This window comes from Bacillus sp. AFS029533 (genome assembly GCF_002585125.1).
GTDB classification, from domain to species: Bacteria; Bacillota; Bacilli; order Bacillales; family Bacillaceae_G; genus Gottfriedia; species Gottfriedia luciferensis_B.
In genome coordinates, this window is the sequence record NZ_NUQC01000015.1 from 81,811 (window position 1) to 104,423 (window position 22,613).

19 protein-coding genes are annotated in these 22,613 nt (G+C 32.4%); 10 read left to right on the top strand and 9 right to left on the bottom strand.

Translation table 11 applies throughout. The annotated features are described in order from the left end of the window. Positions 1–372: 372 nt before the first annotated feature. The 4 genes from COE53_RS08105 to COE53_RS08120 form a co-directional block, all read right to left on the bottom strand. Positions 373–1,494 (bottom strand): Ger(x)C family spore germination protein, encoded by a 1,122-nt coding sequence (locus COE53_RS08105; protein WP_098947720.1) that lies wholly within the window; start codon positions 1,492–1,494, stop codon positions 373–375. Continuing rightward, on the bottom strand, positions 1,491–2,561 hold the full coding sequence (locus COE53_RS08110) for a GerAB/ArcD/ProY family transporter (protein WP_091023896.1): 1,071 nt from the start codon (positions 2,559–2,561) through the stop codon (positions 1,491–1,493). Before COE53_RS08110 ends, COE53_RS08105 begins: the two co-directional genes overlap by 4 nt. Beyond that, positions 2,554–3,909 carry a spore germination protein gene (locus tag COE53_RS08115; protein ID WP_098947722.1) on the bottom strand — a complete coding sequence of 452 codons (1,356 nt, stop codon included), beginning with the start codon at positions 3,907–3,909 and terminating at the stop codon, positions 2,554–2,556. Before COE53_RS08115 ends, COE53_RS08110 begins: the two co-directional genes overlap by 8 nt. Positions 3,910–4,037: 128 nt before the next feature. Beyond that, on the bottom strand, positions 4,038–5,390 hold the full coding sequence (locus tag COE53_RS08120; RefSeq protein ID WP_069033213.1) for an Nramp family divalent metal transporter: 1,353 nt from the start codon (positions 5,388–5,390) through the stop codon (positions 4,038–4,040). 312 nt (positions 5,391–5,702) lie between these two features. Between COE53_RS08120 and COE53_RS08125 the strand changes: the two genes are divergently transcribed. Beyond that, positions 5,703–6,263, top strand: a complete 561-nt coding sequence (locus tag COE53_RS08125; RefSeq protein ID WP_098947725.1) for a DEAD/DEAH box helicase family protein — start codon at positions 5,703–5,705, stop codon at positions 6,261–6,263. Positions 6,264–6,518: 255 nt separating this feature from the next. Here COE53_RS08125 and COE53_RS08130 read toward each other — a convergent pair whose 3' ends face one another. Then, positions 6,519–7,133, bottom strand: a complete 615-nt coding sequence (locus COE53_RS08130) for a TasA family protein (protein WP_098947727.1) — start codon at positions 7,131–7,133, stop codon at positions 6,519–6,521. A 359-nt stretch (positions 7,134–7,492) separates the two neighbouring features. Between COE53_RS08130 and COE53_RS08135 the strand changes: the two genes are divergently transcribed. Together COE53_RS08135 and COE53_RS08140 are read left to right on the top strand one after the other, a co-directional pair. Continuing rightward, the gene (locus tag COE53_RS08135) at positions 7,493–9,223 is read left to right on the top strand and encodes a M4 family metallopeptidase (RefSeq protein ID WP_069033247.1); all 1,731 of its coding nucleotides are present in this window, start codon (positions 7,493–7,495) and stop codon (positions 9,221–9,223) included. A gap of 117 nt (positions 9,224–9,340) precedes the next feature. Then, positions 9,341–9,721 (top strand): hypothetical protein, encoded by a 381-nt coding sequence (locus COE53_RS08140; RefSeq protein WP_069033216.1) that lies wholly within the window; start codon positions 9,341–9,343, stop codon positions 9,719–9,721. A 63-nt stretch (positions 9,722–9,784) separates the two neighbouring features. Here the strand turns inward: COE53_RS08140 and COE53_RS08145 are convergent, their stop codons facing one another. The 3 genes from COE53_RS08145 to COE53_RS08155 all read right to left on the bottom strand — a co-directional run bounded on the left by COE53_RS08145 (position 9,785) and on the right by COE53_RS08155 (position 11,825). Continuing rightward, on the bottom strand, positions 9,785–10,399 hold the full coding sequence (locus COE53_RS08145; protein ID WP_069033217.1) for a TasA family protein: 615 nt from the start codon (positions 10,397–10,399) through the stop codon (positions 9,785–9,787). A gap of 72 nt (positions 10,400–10,471) precedes the next feature. Then, positions 10,472–11,017, bottom strand: a complete 546-nt coding sequence (gene sipW, locus COE53_RS08150) for a signal peptidase I SipW (RefSeq protein WP_439097773.1) — start codon at positions 11,015–11,017, stop codon at positions 10,472–10,474. Positions 11,018–11,069: 52 nt separating this feature from the next. After that, positions 11,070–11,825, bottom strand: coding sequence for a DUF4047 domain-containing protein (locus tag COE53_RS08155; RefSeq protein WP_098947729.1), 756 nt, complete (start codon positions 11,823–11,825; stop codon positions 11,070–11,072). 263 nt (positions 11,826–12,088) lie between these two features. Here COE53_RS08155 and COE53_RS08160 point away from each other — a divergent pair, with 263 nt between their 5' ends. From COE53_RS08160 to COE53_RS08185, 6 genes are all read left to right on the top strand, one after another. Beyond that, positions 12,089–13,792, top strand: a complete 1,704-nt coding sequence (locus COE53_RS08160) for a M4 family metallopeptidase (RefSeq protein ID WP_069033248.1) — start codon at positions 12,089–12,091, stop codon at positions 13,790–13,792. Positions 13,793–14,008: 216 nt separating this feature from the next. Continuing rightward, positions 14,009–15,271 carry a helix-turn-helix domain-containing protein gene (locus COE53_RS08165; RefSeq protein ID WP_069033220.1) on the top strand — a complete coding sequence of 421 codons (1,263 nt, stop codon included), beginning with the start codon at positions 14,009–14,011 and terminating at the stop codon, positions 15,269–15,271. Between the two features lie 700 nt (positions 15,272–15,971). After that, positions 15,972–16,649: a response regulator transcription factor gene (locus COE53_RS08170; RefSeq protein ID WP_069033221.1), complete on the top strand. Its 678-nt coding sequence runs from the start codon at positions 15,972–15,974 to the stop codon at positions 16,647–16,649. Beyond that, complete coding sequence (locus COE53_RS08175) at positions 16,646–18,034, top strand: sensor histidine kinase (protein WP_069033222.1); 1,389 nt, start codon at positions 16,646–16,648, stop codon at positions 18,032–18,034. Before COE53_RS08170 ends, COE53_RS08175 begins: the two co-directional genes overlap by 4 nt. Before the next feature lie 123 nt (positions 18,035–18,157). Then, positions 18,158–19,243, top strand: a complete 1,086-nt coding sequence (locus tag COE53_RS08180) for an ABC transporter permease (RefSeq protein WP_098947730.1) — start codon at positions 18,158–18,160, stop codon at positions 19,241–19,243. Beyond that, complete coding sequence (locus COE53_RS08185) at positions 19,243–19,926, top strand: ABC transporter ATP-binding protein (RefSeq protein ID WP_098947732.1); 684 nt, start codon at positions 19,243–19,245, stop codon at positions 19,924–19,926. Before COE53_RS08180 ends, COE53_RS08185 begins: the two co-directional genes overlap by 1 nt. Before the next feature lie 324 nt (positions 19,927–20,250). Here the strand turns inward: COE53_RS08185 and poxB are convergent, their stop codons facing one another. Continuing rightward, positions 20,251–21,987 carry a ubiquinone-dependent pyruvate dehydrogenase gene (gene poxB, locus COE53_RS08190; protein WP_098947734.1) on the bottom strand — a complete coding sequence of 579 codons (1,737 nt, stop codon included), beginning with the start codon at positions 21,985–21,987 and terminating at the stop codon, positions 20,251–20,253. A 248-nt stretch (positions 21,988–22,235) separates the two neighbouring features. Between poxB and COE53_RS08195 the strand changes: the two genes are divergently transcribed. Continuing rightward, a complete protein-coding gene (locus COE53_RS08195) occupies positions 22,236–22,613 on the top strand; it encodes a MerR family transcriptional regulator (protein WP_098947736.1) in 378 nt (125 codons plus the stop codon).

Here is a 22,613-nt window from a genome sequence, read left to right on the forward strand (position 1 = left end):
GAATTAAAGGGTTTTCCAATCGAAAGTATCAACAATCTTACAATTTTAAGGTCATATTACCTTTACTGGTATGGGTAATTTCTATTCATATTTGCGATTCTCTCGGATTTAATTGCAGTTTTACAAATTTTAATTGCGATTCTCTATTTTTAATTGCAGTTTTGCCAATTTTAATTGCGATTTTCAGATTTTATTTGCAGTCCGCTGTTTATTTGCAACTTTTCATCCTTTATTTGCGCAGATGCATCCCTTATTTGCAGTTCAAACTTTAAACACCATAGAATTAGACTTTGTTAGACAAGCTAGTATGTTTTATCATCAAAAATTAAATTTTAATAAACATAAAAAAACAGAAAANNNTTTTCTGTTTTTTTATGTTTCAAGAACCCCTGTACTTGATATATAAATATTAAATTTTGGATGGATTTGAATTGTAGGATATTTTTTGTCCCAGTCCAATGATTTCCATAGGTTAGGATTATGCTCCTTAATGTATCGTCCAACACCTATAACATCGCTATTTGCTTGTTGAGTTTGCTTAATTACGTCTTTTGCTCTTTTATTTAAATCTTTTTCAATCATTGACTTTATTTCTTTTTTAGATAAATGTTGTCTATTTGTAGATTCAGCAATTCTTAATTTTACTTTTATTGGAATATCAACATCAATTTTAGTATTTGACGCATGGACAATCAATTTTCTCGAAGGCCTGCGTATTTCGTAGGATAGAATATTGTATGGTGATACATTTGAATTTTCTTTTTCTATCCTAGTAGAGAGTAAACTAGTAGTGTTAAACTGATCCATCATCATCAACATTAACGGAGCATCAGATTTTTCAATATATTTACCAGTGTAAGATCCTTTATGAAATAGTCCAGCTCCTAACACACCAACATGTTTATCCTTTGTTTCATCAATTACAGGTAATACTAAGTCAATCCCAACATCTGTAATCAGTGTAAATACTTTCTGAAGATCCATATTTGGAATAATTGATAATCTTTTTGCTCGATCCACTGTTTCATTAATAATAAATGAAATTGGTTTATTCACGTTTTCTAATGTTAGAATATCTTTTGCTTGTTGTTTGTTCGTTACAACAACATTCACATTTACATTTGTAAATGGAGTACGGTTAAACTGGTCTAAGATAAATTGGAATTTTTCTTTCGAGAAATCTTCTCCTAATAAGAAAAGTCTTGTTTTAGCAGTTTCAATTCCACCAGGTAAAACCGTTTGAACTTTCACTGCGGCATCAGTTATTGAATCTGCTTCTGTAGTAATTAATTCATTTTCTAAATCAAATGCCCCAGTTCCTTTACCAATAATATTTAAAATTGAAGCATTTAATTCAATTTTATGATCTTGTTTAATGTCAAAACCTAGTCCATTAATTAACATTCGATCTTTTATTGGTCTCTGATCCCAGCAACCAGTACATATTACAGTAACGAAAAGTAGGGAGAGCAAACTGGTTAATTTTTTTATCAAGTTATCAACCTTCTTACTTTATTTACGATAAATAATAGGCACGGAATGACGATGATGAAAATAGTGTCAAAGTATATACTGATTCGTAGAAATTGTATTTTGTCTATAATTGGTATTGAAAATATAGGATATGTACAAATCAAAATGAAAGAGATGACGATAACAATTAAAGTGCGATTTTGAAATTTAGTTTTGAACTGTTTTAGAATGCCATCGCTAAGAATATAGAAATAAATAATAATTGATAAAGCGATTATGATTGTCCAAAAACTTAGTAAAATAATATGAAGATTTTCGACCATTTGTAGCTGATAGCCTTTGATAATATAGAGTATTGGGTACGTTATCTTTGTACTTTGGTAGTGACTTAGTGATACATAGCATGTCAATACAACAAATGTAAATAAGATTGTTGAAACTAGGTTGGCCATTGAAATAGTAAATAGCTTCTTTTTTGTCTTTTCAAAATGAGTGGATAGGAAGAGAAACACTTCAAATCCTAACATGTTTACAAATGATGAGCTCATTCCCGAGCTGATCTTTCTAATCCCACTACCGCCAACTGGAAGTAATCTACCAAAATGAGCATCTTTATAAGCAAACATTAAAAAGAGAATGACAAAAATAAAGATAAACGAAAAGGATAAAAAAGTTCGTCCAATCGTTTGAATATCTTCTTTGGCAATAAAAATTGCTGTAAGTATGAATAGACAGAAAATAATCCAAGGAGGAGTATTTGGAAACATCCAATTATTAATAACGTCAACAAACTCGATTGATAATTTGATACAAATATAAAAAAAGTATAAAAAATAACAAGCATTAATGAAGTTGCCAATATAAGTAGTCATTAACGTTTTTGTATACTCAGTAAAGGCTTTATCTGGAAATGACTTATACAAGCTGTAATAGATGAACAAAAGAACTTGGATGAAGACACCTGTCAGCAAAACTGAAATCCATCCATCAGGTCCGGCTTTTTTATAAACAGTATAAGGTAGTTGAGAAATCGTAACACCAAATTGTGTAGTCAGAATGATAAAGAATAAGTGTTTATTTTTAATCATGTTTTTTTACCTTTTTACTATTAAGAAGTGTAAATTCTTTAAAGCCTGGATTTTCAACATAACGCTCGCCGAACAACTTGATTTTAGAAAGATGGCAGACAATCATTAACATTCCAAAGGAGATCCCTAAAAATCCAAATATTGAAGCTAGTATTGTAAGTGGAAGGCCAATTAATCTTGCAGCCGTTGACATTTCTTTCACTGGAATTGTAAAAGATGCAACAGCGGTTAAGGCTATTACTACAATCATTGAATTTGATATTAAATTTGTTTGGACAATAGATGTTCCAATCACAATCGCACCAACCGTACCAATTGTTGAACCTACTGCTTGTGGTAAACGTAAGGATGCTTCTCTTAAAAGCTCTAAGAAAATTTGCATCGTAAGGGCTTCTAAAAGCGGAGGTAAAGGTACATTTTCTACCGATAATTTAAGAGTATAAAATATTCCAATTGGTAAAATATTTGAATGAAATGCAGTAACTGCTATATAGAATGCTGGTAATAAGACGGACATCCAAAAAGCAATAATCCTAATTGCATAAAAAAATGCGCCAAGCAACCACCGTAAATTAAAATCCTCGGGACTTTGAAAAAAACTATATAAATTAGAAGGAAATAATAATGCATTTGGGTCGTTATCTAGTATTATTGCTGGCTTACCTTTTAATAAATGCTGAAATGTACGATCAGGTCTCTCTGTACGCATTACTTGAGGGAATGGCGAAAAAGGAGATTCCTCTAGTAAAGTATGTACTTGGATAGATTCTACATAAGGTTTAGATTCAAGGGTTTTTAAGTTTTTCTCTAACTTTTCTATCATGTTTTTTGGAATTAGCGTATTAATATAAAACAATGAAAGAGTAGTAGGAAACTGTGACCCTAATGTCATATTTTTAATGACAAGTTCTTTAGAGCGAATTCTTTTTCGGATTAATGTAGTATTTGTTTTTAAACTTTCAACGAAGCTATCGTGCGTTCCAGCAATAACACGTTCTGAACTAGATTCTTCAATCGAACGATCAATTTTTTGAGATATCGAAAAGGCAATTCCTTTTTCTCCATAAATAATAGCTACATTGCCATCAATTATTGCTTGAATGCAATCTTCTTTCGAATGTAATTCCATCGTTTGTAAAACACTGGATTCTACTTTATCTTCTTTTGGATTATAGATGATTTTTTGTAGTAAATGGGTTTGAACATCATCAGAGTCTATCATCGTATCTAAATAGCAAAGATGAAGAACTTTACCATCACATATAAATTTTCGGTATTGAAAATCAGCACTTGAATGAAATTCATCTTTTAAGTCCTGAATAAAAGGGATTGTTTCATTTTCCTTCAAAGTGCATCAACTCTTCACTATATTAATAGTATGAGTCAGCAAATAAATGGTTATGTATGGAAATTTACCTAACTGTGAATAAAAAAAGATTGAACCAATGTCATATAAACATCTGTTCAATCTTTTTTTTATTTAAAGAATGTTGCCCAAAGTAAATATACATTTAATACTGCAATAACTGAAGCAATCGTCCAAGCTACTGACTTGAGCCAAGTTTTATTAACAAATTTACCCATTTTCTTAGCATCACTAGTGAACATAACTAGTGGTATAACCGCGAAAGATAACTGTAAAGATAAGATTACCTGACTTAGTATTAATAAATCAGCAGTTCCTTTTGACCCGTAAAAATAAGTGACTATAAGAGCTGGTGTAACAGCAATTAAACGAGTAATTAATCTTCTTATCCAAGGTTTAAGCTTAATATTTAAAAAGCCTTCCATTACAATTTGCCCAGCTAGAGTACCAGTTAAAGTAGAATTTTGACCTGAAGCTAATAATGCCAATCCAAAAAATGTACTTGCTAAAGTCGTTCCGAGTAATGGAGTAAGAAGCTGGAATGCATCCTCAATTGATGCAACACTTGTATGACCCGATTTGTAGAAAGTTGAAGCAGCTAATATTAAGATCGCTGCGTTTACAAACAATGCAATCATCAATGCAACTGTTGAGTCAATTGTTGCAAATTTAATCGCTTCTTTCTTACCAGCATCTGATACATCAAACTTTCTAGTTTGAACGATTGAAGAGTGAAGATATAAGTTATGAGGCATAACAGTTGCCCCTAAAATTCCTAAAGAAATATAAAGCATTTTTGGATCTGTAATAACTTGAGAACTTGGAATAAATCCACCAAATACAGCTTTTACATCAGGTTGAGACATAATCAATTCAAAAACAAAACTACCAGTAATTAATATGATTAATGAAATAACAAAAGCCTCGATATACCTAAATCCTTTATTTTGTAAAAGTAAAACAATGAATATATCTAAAGTTGTCAAACAAATTCCATAAAACAACGGAATACCAAATAATAGATTTAAAGCGATGGCTGACCCTATTAATTCAGCTAAGTCACATGCAGCAATTGCAGCTTCACAAAGCACCCAAAGCATAAATGATACAGGTTTACTGAAGTGGTCTCGACATGCCTGAGCTAAATCTCTACCGGTAACGATACCTAATTTAGCAGCTAATGATTGTAGAATGATGGCCATAAGATTAGAAATTAAAATAACAGATAATAAATTGTAATTAAAAGCAGATCCACCTGCTATTGAAGTTGCCCAGTTTCCAGGGTCCATATATCCAACTGCAACTAAATATCCTGGGCCAGCAAATGCTAGAAACTTACGAAAATTACTAGCTTTCTTTGGAACCGATAATGAACGATGAACCTCTTGCAAACTAGGTTGTGTATGTTCCTGTCTCCATCCAGCTTCTTTATATATGACTTTTTCTTGTGATTCTTGTGACATGTTTCCCACCACCTGTTTTATTGTACACATCAAATAGTTTTTCCCTAGGGAAAGTTTTTTAAATTATATGCTGATTTTAACACAATAGTTCCCAAATGTAATAAAAAATTTTTGATAACTTCGTAAATTTTTAGTAAACAGATAATATACGTAGAATATTTTCGTTTTCTTTTGTTTCTGCTTTTTTAATATTTCTTATGCAATTCTTCAGATAGTTCTTTTTTTTAATATACTGAAGTTTATTAACGAGTTAATTATTTTCAAGTGTGATATACTAGTCAAAAAATTCAGTTATATCCGGGAGAGAGTTCTATGAAGTTTGTATTAGTATTTGGGCCTCAAGCAGTCGGAAAAATGACTGTAGGGCATGAACTAGAAAAAATAACAGATTTAAAATTGTTTCATAATCACATGACAATCGATTTAGTTAGTAAGTTTTTTGATTATGGAACAAAGGAAGGAAGTAGATTAGTTAATTTATTTCGAAATGAAATATTTGAAGAGGTGTCTAAAAGTAACTTATACGGCATGATTTTTACTTATGTTTGGGCTTCCGATCTAAAATCTGATTGGGAATATGTCGAGAAAGTTTGTACCATATTTGAGTCAAAAGAGGCGACAACTTATTTTGTTGAACTTGAAGCAGAACTCGATGAGAGACTTGCACGAAATAAAACTCCGCACAGATTAGAACATAAGCCAACAAAAAGAGACATTGAATGGTCTGAAGATAATTTATTGAAGACAATGGAAAAATTTAGGTTAAATTCAATAGAAGGGGAAATTCAGAAGGAAAATTATCTAAAAATAAATAACACAAATATGAGTGCAGAGGAAGTTGCTAAATTAATAAAAGAAAGATTTGATTTGTAAGTAATAATTAATAGATTCACTTCTAACTTTCATTTTAATAATGTTTTCCCATTATTGTAGAAAATTGCTTTTGTGAATAAAAAAGTTTTTTCTAACGATAACGAATAGATTTATCCGTTTAATTTTACTTCATCACAACTTTGCAACTGTTAACTTACACCTACTTAATTGACAAGCTTCGTAAGCAAAGTGGTCAGCTTCTTAAGGGAAAGTTAAACCACCTAATTAGTATATTAGGTGGTTATTTGTTATGTATTAGTTGTTGTTAGGATCAGTGTCGTCGTAGTATGTACCGCCACCAGTTTGAGCATTAAATGTCCAATCAACTTTTAATTTATCGCCTTGGAATTCATTTTGATCTTGTCCATTATCAATAAATTCAAATAATACGAATATCTTTTCCTTTTGACCTGCTGGAATTCCATCTGGAACCTTCGTACTTCCAACAAATCCTTGGATTTCTGTTAAATCTGGCGTTTGATTTTGTAAGTCATATAATGATGTTTCAACGATCTCATTTGTAGCACTGCTAGTGTTGTACATAATTGTAACTTTAATATTCTTAGCTAAATCTTCAGTGTTATCATTTTTTACGTCTTGGATTTGATATTTAGTGTTTAATAGAACTTTATTAATATCTAAAGTACCATTGTTTTCTAAAGTAAACTCACGATATACTTCATCACCTGGTTTTAAATTACTAATGTTTACAACAGCATTAGGGTTCATACTTAAGTCTAGTGTACCAGATGCAAATGTGTTATCAGTTTTAATTGTATCGCTAAAATACGCAAATGTACCTCCACTAATTAACGATAATCCAACTGCTCCACTCATTACTACTTGACCAATTCTCTTAGTAAAACTCATTCCATGTTCCCCCTTAAGGTTAAGTTATTAAACTCTTAAGCTTTTATAGTGCTTAAGAGATCTAACAGATTTTTTAACTCAGAGTAAGAACTGTTCTGTGATGTTTTCATTATCGAGAACTCCTTCGCAAAAAGCCCTGTTGGAATCCATTATTACTTAATTTTCAGAAAATTAAAACCGGGTTATTTTGATTAGAAATTCATGAAATTTTTATCGAATTTAAACGTAAAAAGACAAAATGCAAGGTAAATACTTGCAAAAAAGAACCCGCCCTTGACATATTGATTTAAAACATTATTTTCTGAATAATTAGAAATGTGGTTGCAACACAATTCAAATAAGGGGTGAATGTTTTGAAAATGAAAAATGAAAAAAGAATGAGAAAGAAGACTATTCCAGCTGTTATGGCTTTAACTGTTGCTTTTTCAGGTGGATTAACAACTTTACCTTCATTTGTAAATGTAAAAGCAAGTGCAGCAACAGTTAATGAAGCATTGAGTAAAGAAGAAGTAGTAAAAGCATACCTTAATTCAAAACTTGATAGTGGATTTACTAAATCTGTAACACCTTATGATCAATTCAAAATTATAAGCGAACAAACGGATAGTACGACCAATACATACCATGTAAGAACTGTCGAACAGTATAAAGGAATACCAATCTATGCCTCTGGACAGACTGTAGCGTTAGATGAGAATAATAACGTAATTGCCTCATTTGGTAATGTAACGAAAAATTTAAGTCGTTCTATAATTCCAAGTGAAGCAGCAATTTCTGAGGAAGAAGCGGTTAGTATTGCAAAATCAAAGGTAGAAGATCAAATTGGTGAAGTTAAACGATACGATGGAATTGATACAGAATTAACGCTTTATCCGTTTAAAGGTAAGTACTATTTAACTTATTTAGTAAAGGCATCAACTTCAGTTCCAGCACCTGGATATTTTCACTATTTTGTAGATGCGACAAATGGACAAATCGTTGATAGCTTTAATGCAATTGATTATGCTTTACCAGAGGTGACTCCAGTAGCGGGTAGAGGACTGGATGTAAATGGAAAAATGCAATCATTTGCTGCTGTGAAAGATCTTAAGACAGGTACAAGTTATTTACATGGTGCCTCTGTATATGGATCATCTCCTAGCACACTTAATACTGTTCTTTTGAATACATATGATGCTCATCGTATGCCAGAAACAGCATTTATCCTTCTTTCAGGTTTATTAGGGTTTACTGGATTTGAAGTACAAACAAATAGTTCATCTAACTTTTTCTATGACCCAGCTGCGGTATCTGCTCATATGAATGCTGATAAAATTAATAAGTACTATCAACTATCGGTGAAGCGTAATAGTTTAGATGGGAAAGGTATGTCATTAACAAGTACAGTACATGTTGGTTCGAAGTGGAATAATGCTGCTTGGAATGGAAAGCAAATGTTATATGGTGATGGCGATGGTATTGTCCTTGGTTCGTTAGCTGGAGGATTAGATGTAACAGGACATGAAATGACTCACGGTGTTATTTCAAATTCAGCGAATTTAACATATAAAGGGGAGTCAGGGGCTCTTAATGAATCAATTGCCGATATTTTTGGACAATTAGCGCAGGATTATTTAGAGTATCAAACAATCGCTACAACAGACCCTAAATGGGAAATGGGAGAAACGATCTATACTCCAACCAAGCCTGGTGATGGGGGACTTCGTTCTCTAAGTGATCCAGGTTCTAAACGTGTTAGTACAACCTATATGCCTTCTGGTTACTATCCGGATACGTATGATGAGCGATACTTAGGTGATTTAGATAATGGTGGAGTTCATATTAATAGTGGAATTAACAACAAGGCTGCTTATTTAATTGCAAAGGGCGGTACGAATAATGGATATACTATTAAAGGATTGGGTAATGCAACCTTACAACAAATATTGTATCGTGCTTTAACCCTTCATTTAACTCCTGCCTCTAACTTTAAAGATATGCGTGAGGCTCTAATTCAGTCTTCTAGAGAGATGTATCCTGACAAAAATGGAGTGCCTTCTGCACAAACAAAGGCAGTAATGGATGCATATTCTTCTGTAGGTATAAATTAATAAGAATCAACTTCTTAGACCAAACCGCGCAAGCGATTTGGTCTTTTAAATAAGTACTTTTTTCAAAACTTATAGAAATAGAATAGGAAGAATGAACTTCTTTAAGAGGAGTATAAAATGAAGAAACTATTTATTTTCTTTTCAATATTTTGGTTAACTGCATGTGAAAACAACTCTTTATCAATTGTTGTAAAAGAGTATGATGTGGGTAAGTTGAATATAAAATTTAGTGAGAACAAAGCATATAATATAGGAGCTAATTACAAAGGTATGCCAGTCTTTAAGGATACTAAAAAGGCATTAAAACAAGCTAAATTAGACTATAAAGAAGCCTTTAAGGCAATAGCTCTTGAATACAAATTAAAGCCGATCAGTCATCATAATTATAAAGAGTACGAAGTGTACAGCTGGCAAACTACGGTTATGAATGAAAGAATTCAAAAGCAATGCGTGGACATTTCAAAATTTTTGGATATATACGAGAATAGCTTTCCATAGCAAAGGAGATTAAAAGGTTAAAAAAATAAAACCACCTAACTAATCTATTAGGTGGTTTTATTTTTAGTTGTTGTTAGGATCAGTGTCGTCGTAGTATGTACTTCCGCCAGTTTGAGCGTTAAATGTCCAATCAACTTTTAACTTATCGCCTTGGAATTGATTTTGGTCTTGTCCATTATCAATAAACTCGAATAATACGAAAATCTTTTCCTTTTGACCTGCTGGAATTCCATCTGGAACCTTCGTACTACCAACAAATCCTTGAATTTCTGTTAGATCTGGTGTTTGATTTTGTAAGTCATATAAAGTCGTGTCAACTATCTCATTTGTAGCACTGCTAGTGTTGTACATGATTGTTACTTTAATATTCTTTGCTAAATCTTCATTGTTATCATTTTTTACATCTTCAACTTGATATTTAGTGTTTAATAAAACTTTATTAATATCTAAAGTACCATTATTTTCAAGCGTAAATTCACGGTAGATTTCATCACCAGGTTTTAAATTACTAATGTTAACTACAGCATTAGGATTCATACCTAAGTCTAATGTACCTGCTGCAAACGTATTATCAGTTTTAATTGTATCGCTGAAATACGCAAATGTACCTCCACTAATTAACGATAATCCAACTGCTCCACTCATTACTACTTGACCTATTCTCTTAGTAAAACTCATTTCATTTCCCCCTTAAGGTTTATTTATTAAACTCTTAAGCTTTTATTTTGTACTTAAGAGATCTAACCAACTTTATCCTGCAGTTTTTTGCTCAAACTCTTTCTTTAATTGAAACAAATTGCGTATTGCTGAAAGAGTTAGAAGAAGCCCTGGAACAATTAACAATAGTGCAGATCCAGCTTTTGAGCTTACAAAATTTAATGCATAACCAACATATGGAATCGTGAAATTCGAATATTTTCCTACGATATTCTGAGGGGACACGGTCCATAAGTCTTGGGCGTTATTGTTATCACCTTTTGTTTTATAGGAAATTTCACCATTTTTTTTATGGACAGCTGCTATTCTGTGAGTGATCAGCTTATTGTCCATGTGAAAGGTAACAATATCACCTTTCTGATAAGTTGAAGGATTTGCTCCTAGCTTAATGGCAATTATTGAGCCCGTATGAAAGGTAGGTTCCATTGATCCGGATAAAACAGCTTTTAATTGATAGCCTAAAATGGTGGAATCACCACCTGTAAACCTAGAAGAAATCACAATAAAAGCTAAGAAGCACAAGATGACAATAGAAATACTTTTAAAAATATTACCTACAATTGATAAAACTTTCTTCAACATGAGATATCACCTATTCGTTTTGAGTTGTATTTGCAGAATTATTAGAATTTTAATTTTGGTTTGAAACTGTATCGGAATTATTTGAATCGTGCTTTAGAGTTGGATCTTTATCAGAATCGAGCTTTAGAGTTGAAACTGTATCAGAATCATTTGAATCGTGCTTTAGAGTTGAATCTGTATCAGAATTATTTGAATCATGCTTTAGAGTTGAATCTTTTTCAGAATTATGACTTTTATTTGATTCTGTATCATTTTTAGGTTCAATAATATCGTTATTAATCTTCTCCTTACTTTCATTTAGCTCGGTTTGAATTGTGGATTTAATACTTTCTATTTTTTGTAGATTAATTGTTTCATTTACTTGAAGAATTAGTTTGTTAAGAGCTTGGTAGCCTTTTCTCTCAAATTCATAACTACTTTGTTCAGTTTCTGGAAGTTCATGGATTTGATTATGATAGGTGTCCATTTGGTCTTGAATGGTATGTAAACTTTGTAATTCACCATATAATTCATGTTCCTCATTAAGAACATTTGTAAGTAACTTGGACAATTCAGGTTCGCTACCAGATAGTGTTGCTTCCATAATCGATTCATATAATTGATTAGCTCTTGTTGAATGATCTTTTGCAGCTGTTGCTAGTTGTTGAATTGTTTTAGGAAACACAATTGCGGCAGAAACGACTTGTTCTGATGAAGCCTGACTAGAAAATGTTGCCTCGGTTTGACCAACTGTTTGCATTGCTAAGTAAAATTGAATCGAACATAAACTTACTATTATGTAGACTTTTTTCATTGGTTGTTTCAAATTTTCACTCCTTTGCAAAAGCCCTGTTGAAATTCATTATTGCTCAGTTATCAGAAAATTGAAACCGGGTTATTTTCGGACTAATTATAGGTAGTATTTTGTCGTAAATAGTCGTTAGAAGGATAAAAAGCTTAAAAGACAGCTCAAAAAGAACCCGGGTTTGACATATTGATTTAATTTAGAATTTTCTCAATAATGAAAATTGCAATCGCAACACAAATTAATAAGGGGTGAAAGTTTTGAGAATGAAAAAAGAGAAAAGAATGAGCAGAAAAGCAATTCCAGCAGTAATGGCATTAACTGTAGCATTTGGGGGCGGACTAACTTTACCTTCATTTGTAAATGTAAAAGCAAGTGCAGCAACTGTTAATCAAGCTTTAAGTAAGGAAGATGTTGTAAAAGCCTTTCTTAATTCAAAAGTAGATGGTCTAGCAAGATCAGGTTCTGCATGGGAACAATTTAAAATTGTTAGTGAACAAGCTGACAGCACAACTAATACATACCATGTGAGAACAGTTGAACAATACAAAGGAATTCCAATCTTCGGATCAGGACAAACTGTAGCACTAGATGCAAATAACAATGTATATGCATCATTCGGTAATGTAACACAAAGATTATCACGTGCAATCATTCCAACTGAAGCATCGATTTCTGAGGACGAAGCAGTTAATATTACAAAATCAAAAGTTGAAGAACAACTTGGTGAAGTTAAACGATATGATGGAATTAATACTGAATTAACCATTTATCCTCATGATGGTAAGTACTATTTAGCATACTTAGTTAAGGCTTCAACATCTGTTCCAGCACCGGGATACTTCCATTATTTTGTAGATGCTACTAGCGGAGAAATAATTGATAGCTTTGATGCAATTGATAACTTAGTAGATCCTGCAAATCTTACAGTTGCGATTGGAAGAGGTTTGGACGTGTTTGGTAAAATGCAATCTTTCCCAGTAGGAAAAGATGCGGCAACTGGTACTAGTTATATGTATGGTGGATCAATTGCGGGTGGTACAACAACGGCACCAAATATTGTTCCATTAGCAACTTTTGATGCTCATCGTATGCCTGAAACTGCATTTATTTTATTATCAGGACTTTTAGGTTTTACAGGATTTGAAATTTCTACTACTAGTTCAACTAATTTCTTCTATGATCCTGCAGGAGTATCAGCGCATATGAACTCTGATAAAGTAAACAAATATTATCAAACTGTTCAGAAGCGTAACAGCCTGGATGATAAAGGCATGACTTTAATTAGTACGGTGCACATTGGATCAAAATGGAATAATGCTGCATGGAACGGTAAACAAATGTTATACGGAGATGGCGACGGAATCGTACTAGGTTCACTTGCTGGAGGATTAGACGTTACTGGACATGAAATGACTCACGGTGTTATTGAAAAGTCCGGTGTTAATTTAACATATAAAAACGAATCTGGGGCTATTAATGAGTCACTAGCAGACATTTTTGGAACATTCGTTGAAATTTATTCGACTAAGGAAAACGAGTGGGAGATGGGTGAAGATGTATACACTCCAACTAAACCAGGTGACGGAGGTCTTCGTTCATTAAAAGATCCAGGTTCAGTACGTGTCAGCACAAAATATATGCCATCTGGCTACTACCCAGATACTTATGCTGAAAGATATTTAGGTACTGAAGATAATGGTGGAGTTCACATTAATAGTGGAATTAACAACAAAGCTGCATATTTAATTTCACAAGGTGGTACGAATGAAGGATACACGATTAAAGGTGTAGGTGTAACAACTGCAGAAAAAATTTACTATCGAGCTTTAACGAAATACTTAACTGCTTCTTCTGGATTTAAAGAAATGCGTGAAGCAGCTGTACAAGCAGCTCGTGATCTATACCCAGATAATAAAACTACTGGTGCGCCTTCTGCTCAAACGAAAGCAGTAATGGATGCATATTCTTCTGTAGGTGTAAATTAATAATAAACCTCAAACCATGAGCTAGCTTGCCTGTTCATGGTTTTCTTATTTTATATTAAATTTTTCCTAATTATTCCAATGTGATAGTAATAAAATACTATATTTTATTATTAATTCTTCATTAGATTATCCTAATAAATTGTGTGAATAGCATGATGGAAACTTAGTTGAACTATTGTATATTTAGTATAAGTTTTAGGATAGGAGGAGCAATCAATGATCGAAGGAGAAGTTATAAAATTTTATCGTACTAAAGCCGGTCTAACACAAGAAGAACTAGGAAAAGGAATCTGCTCTTCCAAGCACGTAGGAAAAATTGAAAGAGGGAATACATCCTACTCTTCTGAAATTATTACCTTGTTTTCTGAACGATTACAAATTGATATTCGAAAAGAAATTGCGAACTTTGAAAATCTTGAAAATAAACTACATAACTGGCATACAGCAATTATTAAACTAAGAATGAAGGAAGTTGAATCATTAAAGAAAGAGTTGGAAGAAAGTCCTTTTATTAATTCACCAAAATACGATGTAATGTATCAATTATTACTAGCAAGATATTATCTTTTAAAGAATGATTATAAGAACACTGATACGATTATTCAATTTATCCAAAGAAACTATAAGGATCTACCTCCTTTTGAAAGAAACCTCTTTTTGCACGTGATAGGGGTTTATTATTTAAATAATTATAATAATTCAAGTACAGAGAATCATCATAAAGCAATACAAACATTAAAGAAAATTGATATAAATGAGTACGGCAATCCAGAATACTATTATCATTTAGCAGTTGCTTACGGTTGGGCAGATTCTAAGGTGATGGCATATGTATACGCAGAAAAGGCACTTAAATATTTCAAAGATACAAGTAATTATTTACGTGCCATAAATGCTGAATCAATTATGCTTTATCAATCAAGTCATGATTCTCACTTGGATTTCAAAAAATTGAAACAATCATATAAAAATTTGATCCATGATAGTGAAACACTTAATGCACCAGATAAAACAGGGATGTTATTAAATAATTTTGCTTTGGAATATTTTAAAAGAAAAGATTATGAAAAAGCGCAAAAATATTATAAAGCTGCGTTGCAATTAGAGAAAAAGCCATCAGTAATCTATCTTCAGCGACTTAATAATTATCTTAAGAGCTGTTTCGAAGGTAAATTAATGCGCAAATCTGCCTTATTAAGTAGCGCTCAAAAAGGGCTAACAATCGCAGAAGATCTAAACAATGAACATTATCAAGTACTCTTTACTTTGCTAATCTATTCGATTGAAAATAAAACGAAAGAATATATTAAATACATAGAAAAGAAAGCGTTCCCTTATTTTAAGTCACGGAATCATACAGTTCTAATAAAACGATATGGTAAGCAGTTGTATGATCATTATGTAAAAGAAAAAGAGTTTGAGAAGGCAGTAGAAATGTCTAATTTCTTAATTGATCCTGTTGTTAAAACGTATAACTAAAGGATTGTTTTAGAACAGTTCTTTTATTGAATCTCTTTTATCTGACCAAAATTTTATCATTAATGCATGATAAAAAGTGGTCCTATAAAAGACAATGATTAAAAAAGATAAGATTCAAAAAAAGTTCCCTTAAGGAACTTTTTTTTTGATCAGTTATTATGTTGAAACAGTAATATCGGAAGTAGGTGCAGTACTTACTATTTCTAACACAATTGGAGTGTCAGCTATATTCCGTCTCCTCCAGCAGGTACAGTGATCGCTAATTAACTAACACCCGTAGCTCCAGGAGTATAAGCTGAAATACCACTCATTTTGTAGGTAGACTCTTTTCGAAATAATTGTTGTAAACAAGCTTTTTAAAGCTGATTGTTAAAACAAGGTGTGGGGTTTCTGTAGGAGTATCAGAAAAAGTGAAATAGTTTAGATGCTAACGGACTACTCTATGTTCAGACTAAAATCAACTAGTCATCTTCTTAATGAGCAACAAGAATTACGAAAACAGCTTTAATGTACTACAATAATAATTTTATGTTTAAAATACAAAAATGTATGGGGGACAAACTATATTACAGAAATTTTTTTTATAAAGTTATATTTCATCAGCATTTCTGCCCATGAAAAATAGAAAAAGGATATTAAAATTAAAATATGATATGATTTTTTAAATAATTGCACTAAATTCTAAGAATGGGGATAAAGTATGATTCGAATTTTAATTGTGGATGATGATTCTCATATAAGAGAGTTACTGAAAATGTATTTACAAACTGAAGGCTATACGACATTTGAAGCAGCTAACGGAGACGAAGCTTCTAGGTTGCTTGAGCAACAACAAATTAATTTAGCGATTGTAGATATAATGATGCCAGGTAAAGATGGGTACCAGCTTTGTGAAGAAATAAGAGAGTATTATGATTTTCCAGTCATATTGTTAACTGCAAAAAGTGAGCTTTCTGATAAAGAAAAAGGGTTTGCAGTAGGCACAGATGACTATTTGACTAAACCATTTGAACCAAAAGAAATACTATTCCGGATTAAGGCACTGTTAAGAAGATACAATATGATTAGTGCTCAAAAAATAAAACTGAACGAAACCGTTATCGATCGAAAAAGCTATGAAGTTTACTGTAATGGAAAATTACTTATGCTTCCAATGAAGGAATTTGAATTATTGTCCCAATTGGCAAGTTATCCGGATCGAATTTTTACACGTGATGAGCTGATCCAATTGATTTGGGGTGCTGATTTTGAAGGTGATGATCGAACAATAAATGTTCATATTAAACGTTTACGTGAAAGGTTTTCTAGTTTAACGAATGACTTTAGTATAAAAACCGTTCGCGGTGTTGGTTATAAATTGGAGGTCACTAAAAAGTGAAAACTTTATACATAAGAATTGTTCTTACAATCCTCGGTGTAATGATTTGTAGCAGTTTATTGGCTTTCTTTCTTTCAAATGTGTATTACCACTATAATTTAAAGCCTTATAATGATAAAAAATTAACTAAAATGGCTTTAGACGTTGGTACTTTTTATGAAGAAAATAATGATATTGAATTAAGCAATTACTTAAAAAGTATTAGTAAATTAGGATATCAAATTTTATTAGTAGATCAACAAGGAAATCAATCTTTTTATGGTGGTTCTTTTAGAGAAAAAAAACTAGATCGTAAAGTGATTGATTCAGTTTTAAACGGAAAGGTCTATCATGGTATTGCCGAATTTCCAACATCATTATTTGTGACTGGATTTTTTGATAATACATTGAGTAATACAGTTGGTGTTCCTATAAAGTCGACTACTAATCATTTGGCGCTATTTATGCGTCCGAATGTACAACTTCAATTTGGTGAATTGCGTATACTCTTTTCTATTCTCCTATTACTGACAATTGTATTAAGTATTGTATTCGTTCTAGTTAGTACAAGATATATAGTAAAACCGATTATTAAATTAACTGAAGCAACTAAAAAAATTGCAGAAGGAAAATATAATGTTCAATTGCAAATTAAACGCCAAGACGAAATAGGAAAACTTGCTAATCACTTTTCGCATATGTCACAAAGATTAGGACAAATTGAAGCGATGCGTCAGGAGTTTGTTTCGAATGTATCTCATGAAATTCAATCACCACTTGCATCGATACAAGGTTTTTCGCAATCTCTACAAACTGAAACATTAACCGAAGAGCAAAAGAAACATTACTTATCGATTATAGAGGAAGAAAGTAAAAGAATGTCTTTGTTAAGTAAACAATTATTAACGTTAGCTGCATTGGATAAAGAAGAAAGTATTCTTCAAAAAACAACTTTTGATGTTGCCGAACAAATTAAACAAGTAGTTTTTACAACTGAATGGAGTTGGAGAAACAAAGAGTTGGCCATTGATTTGGAATTACCACAAACTTATGTGTTTGGTGACAAGAATCTACTGCATCAAGTTTGGACAAATTTAATGACGAATTCCATTAAATTTAACCATGAAGGTGGGTCAATCTCAATCAAACTTAGTAGTAATGAAGAGTATGTTCATATTGAATTTCAAGATACTGGGATTGGCATTTCCGAAAAGGATCTGGAACAAATATTTAATCGTTTTTTTATTGTTGATAAAGCAAGGAATCGAAAGGAATCCAGTAGTGGCTTAGGTTTAGCAATTGTTAAACAAATCATTGAATTACATAATGGCCATATAGAAGTTAGCAGTAAAGTAGGAGAAGGAACAAAATTTCATCTAACCATACCTAATATTAAAGAGTTCTGATTTAAAATTGTAATCGACTGTTCACCTGTTGTTCATCTAACATTCCTATACTCTGAATTACAAAGAGTGCTTCTGCTTTTTACACTCTTTAAAATTTAGTAATTTAAAGGAGATGAATGACAGGTGTTTCTTGCATTAAGGGAATTTAAACACGCAAAATTACGTTTTTTATTAATTAGTCTAATCATGATCCTTATATCATTCCTAGTATTATTCGTTTCAGGATTAGCGAAAGGATTATCTTTTGATAATGCTTCTTCTATTGATAGCATGGCTTCAAACTATTTTGTTTTACAAAAGGAATCAGGTAAACAAATTAATCATTCAATGTTAACTGAAAGTCAAATAAATGAAGTTCAGAAATTTGTTGATGAAAAGAATTCTGCAACTTTAGGAGTTCAAATGACTACTTTTTTAAAGGAAGGAACTTCTAAAAAAATTGATGCTACCTTATTTGGAATTGATGTGAATGGTTTAGCGGCTCCAAAGGTAATTGAAGGCGAAATGATTAATAATTCAACAAAGAATGAAGTTGTCGGTGATATTTCTTTGAAAGAAAAAGGGATCAAGCTTGGTGACAGCATTTCTGATCAAATCTCGGGTAAAGAATTTAAAATTGTTGGATTTACTGAAAAACAATCATATAGCCACGCTCCAGTAATTCATATGAATTACAATGAGTGGTCGATGGTGAATAGCAAGAATTCATTTAATGCAATTGCGTTAAAAACAAACGAAAGTACGGCAAAAAAGGTAAGTGAAAAAGTCACAGGAGTAGAAGTAATTAATAAAAATCAAGCATTAAAGGGCATACCTGGTTATAAAGAAGAACAAGGTTCTTTATTAATGATGATTGTCTTTTTATTCTTTATCGGTGCTTTTGTGTTAGCAGTCTTTTTCTATATCATTACGATTCAAAAAATTAATCAATTTGGCGTGCTAAAAGCAATTGGTTCAAAAACTAGTTATTTAGCTAAAAATATTATTTTTCAAGTTTTAACACTTACACTATTAAGTCTAATGATTAGTATTTCAATTACATTTGGATTATCTAAAGTATTACCAGCAAGCTTACCTTTTGTATTTGATACTCAGTTAATCATTGGAAGCTCATTATTATTCCTATTTGTAGCAATAGTCGGCTCGTTAATATCTTTATTAAAAGTAATAAAAATTGATGCGATTGAAGCAATAGGGAGGGCTTTTTAATGAATAATAAACTAGTGCTAGATAATATTAGCAAAACATACAATGACGGAGATTCTTTAGCAACAACAGTATTAGACCAAGTTTCCATTCAAGTAAAAGCTGGCGAACTAGTAGCAGTTGTAGGTCCATCAGGCTCAGGTAAAAGTACCTTCCTTTCAATAGCAGGTGCATTATTATCTCCTACTAGTGGGAGAATTTTAATAGATGATATTGAAATAAGTAATCTCCCAGCAAATAAATTGAATGAATTTAGATTATCTAAAATCGGATTCATTTTTCAAATGTCTAATTTAATTCCGTATTTAACAGTTAAGGATCAGCTTCTATTAATTGCCGAATTAGCTGGAATAAAAAACAAAATTGCCGAGAAGAAAGCTAACGAATTACTTGAACAATTAGGATTATCAAAGAGAATGAAAAACTATCCAGAAAATTTATCAGGAGGAGAGAGACAACGAGTAGCCATTGCAAGAGCACTAATGAATGATCCAGAAGTAATCTTTGCGGATGAACCTACAGCTAGTCTCGATTCTGAAAGAGGAAGATCAGTAGTTGAAATGCTATCTAGAGAAGTAAAGCAAAGACAAAAAGCTGCGATAATGGTTACTCATGATAAAAGGATGCTAGACTTGTGTGACCGTGTTGTTTATATTGAAAATGGAAAACTAACTGAACAAATTTAAAGAAATGCCCGTTTTAAATGAACGGGTTCTTTTCAGATTGTTTATGTGTAAGTACTCTTAAAGATTGAGCTATTATAGTGAGTCATGAAGGTGTTATGAGTAAGTAAATTTAAAAATAGAGCTATTATAGTGACTCATGAAGGTGTTATGAGTAAGTAAATTTAAAAATAGAGCTATTATAGTGAGTCATGAAGGTGTTATGAGTAAGTAAATTTGATAATAGAGCTATTATAGTGACTCATGAAGCAGTTATGAGTAATAAATTTTTGATTTGCCAATTTTATAATAAGCAAAAGAACCCGTTCAATTCGAACGGGTTCATTTTTATAGATGGAATCGATCTAAAAGATTCGTTTTAGCAAGATCAATTACATCACTTGCATGGCCATTTAATACAGCTTTTAATGTCCAAAGTGTAAATCCATGTGCTTGCTCAATACTTACTTTAGGAGGCATTGCTAGTTCTTGACGGTTTACTAAAACATCGATTAATGCCGGTCCATTGTGTTCAAACGCACGTTGTACAGCAGATTCTAAATCTGCGGGATCTTCTACACGAATTCCTTCAATCCCCATCGCTTGAGCTAATGATGCAAAATTAGGGTTTTCTAAAGTAGTACCAGTTTCTAGGTAACCAGCAGCTTTCATTTCTAATTCTACGAAACTTAGCGCGCTATTGTTAAATACAACTATTTTTACAGGTAATTTATGTTGATGGATTGTTAATAAGTCACCCAATAACATTGATAATCCACCATCTCCGCATAATGCAACTACTTGACGTCCAGGTTGGGAAACTTGAGCACCAATTGCTTGAGGCATGGCATTAGCCATAGTTCCATGATTAAATGACCCAAGTAATCTTCTTTTTCCATTCATTTGTAAATAGCGTGCAGACCATAATGTTGGCGTACCGACATCACATGTAAATATAGCATCTTCACTTGCAAGATCACTTACAATCTTTGTTAAATACTGAGGGTGGATCGGTGTTCGGCCTGGTTTTCCGACAGCAAATTTATCTAAATCTTCACGTACATTTTTGTATGCTGAAACATACTTTTCTAGATGGCTTGAATCTTTTACATCTGTTAAGAGAGGTAGTAATTGACTAATTGTCTCTTTTACATCACCACAAAGTCCATAAGACAGTGCAGCTCGTCGACCTAGATGCTCAGCTCGAACATCTACTTGCAAAATAACTGCATCGTCCGGATAAAATTGTCGATAAGGAAAATCTGTTCCTAGCATCAATAAGACATCGCAATCCATGATCGCGTGATAACCTGATGAGTAGCCAATTAATCCGGTTAACCCTGCATTGTATGGGTTATCGTATTCTAAGAATTCTTTTCCCCTAAGTGCAATAACCATTGGAGATTTTAACTTTTCGCAAAGAAGCATTAAATGAGAATGAGCACCTTCACAGCCTGCTCCACAAAGTAATGTAACTTTCTTACCATCGTTAAGAAATCCGGCTAGTTTTTCTAATTCAGGTTTGGATGGACTAATCAGTGGATTAGTTACGTGAATAACTTGTTCTGGAACAGTTTGTTGATCTTCTAAAGCAGCAATGTCACCAGGTAAAACAAGTACAGATACACCTTTTCTTGCGATTGCATGTTGCATAGCAATTGTTGCTAGACGAGGCATTTGTTCTGCTCTATACACCGTTTCACAGAAGTGACTGCATTCTTTAAATAATTGCTCGGGACGAGTTTGTTGAAAATACTCACTTCCAATTTCGATGCTTGGAATTTGAGCCGCAATCGCAAGTACAGGAATACGGCTTCGATGACAATCGTATAATCCATTAATTAGGTGAAGGTTACCTGGACCACTGCTTCCTGCACAAACTGCGATACTTCCACTCATTAGAGCATCTGAACCTGCAGCAAAAGCTGCAACTTCCTCATGTCGAACGCCGATCCATTCAATTCTTTTTGAGCTTTTAATTGAATCCAAAACAGCATTTAAAGAATCACCAACAATACCATAAATTCTAGTAACCCCTGCTTGAATCAATGAATCGATCAGTAAATCTGCAATTGTTTTCCTCATTGTAATCTCCTTCTAGTTCACCATGATGGAACTAATTCAATTTATTAAACCTTAGGCTACAGATAAAGTTATGTTTTGCAGAACTTTAAAACGTTATACCAAAAAAAGGCAGGAAAAGTAGGAGGTATTGAGAATAAATACTTTAAAAAGTCTCTTATCCTCGAATTTTTTGTCGAAGGAATCTATCTTGAAACTTACGTTTACGTAAGATTTATAATGAATCTATAGCTAAAAGGAGGAGGGAATTTTTGAAGTTTTATTCAATTCGAGAGATGACGAATGAATTTAATACGACTCATAGAACCCTTAGATATTATGAAGAAATCGGATTATTAATGCCTACCTATACTGAAAGTGGTAGAAGAAGGTACTCCCAAAAAGATTGTACACGTCTTTATTTAATTCAAAGAGGTAAAAATTTAGGCTTTCAATTACAGGAAATAAAAGAAATGATTGATTTATTTATGATTGATCGAACAGGTGAAAAACAATTACAAAAAACAATTGAATATGGGAACCAAAAGATTAGAGAGTTAGATAAAAAAATAAATGATTTAATCCAATTAAAAGAAGAAATTATGAGGATGAAGAGTAATCTTGAGCAAAATTTATTAGAAATCGAATGA

Bases quoted from the DNA above. Each gene is read 5' to 3' on its own strand.
- COE53_RS08110 (WP_091023896.1), bottom strand. From the start codon at position 2,561: ATGATTAAAAATAAACACTTATTCTTTATCATTCTGACTACACAATTT.
- COE53_RS08120 (WP_069033213.1), bottom strand. From the start codon at position 5,390: ATGTCACAAGAATCACAAGAAAAAGTCATATATAAAGAAGCTGGATGG.
- COE53_RS08125 (WP_098947725.1), top strand. From the start codon at position 5,703: ATGAAGTTTGTATTAGTATTTGGGCCTCAAGCAGTCGGAAAAATGACT.
- COE53_RS08130 (WP_098947727.1), bottom strand. From the start codon at position 7,133: ATGAGTTTTACTAAGAGAATTGGTCAAGTAGTAATGAGTGGAGCAGTT.
- COE53_RS08135 (WP_069033247.1), top strand. From the start codon at position 7,493: ATGAAAAATGAAAAAAGAATGAGAAAGAAGACTATTCCAGCTGTTATG.
- COE53_RS08140 (WP_069033216.1), top strand. From the start codon at position 9,341: ATGAAGAAACTATTTATTTTCTTTTCAATATTTTGGTTAACTGCATGT.
- COE53_RS08145 (WP_069033217.1), bottom strand. From the start codon at position 10,399: ATGAGTTTTACTAAGAGAATAGGTCAAGTAGTAATGAGTGGAGCAGTT.
- COE53_RS08160 (WP_069033248.1), top strand. From the start codon at position 12,089: ATGAGCAGAAAAGCAATTCCAGCAGTAATGGCATTAACTGTAGCATTT.
- COE53_RS08165 (WP_069033220.1), top strand. From the start codon at position 14,009: ATGATCGAAGGAGAAGTTATAAAATTTTATCGTACTAAAGCCGGTCTA.
- COE53_RS08170 (WP_069033221.1), top strand. From the start codon at position 15,972: ATGATTCGAATTTTAATTGTGGATGATGATTCTCATATAAGAGAGTTA.
- COE53_RS08185 (WP_098947732.1), top strand. From the start codon at position 19,243: ATGAATAATAAACTAGTGCTAGATAATATTAGCAAAACATACAATGAC.
- poxB (WP_098947734.1), bottom strand. From the start codon at position 21,987: ATGAGGAAAACAATTGCAGATTTACTGATCGATTCATTGATTCAAGCA.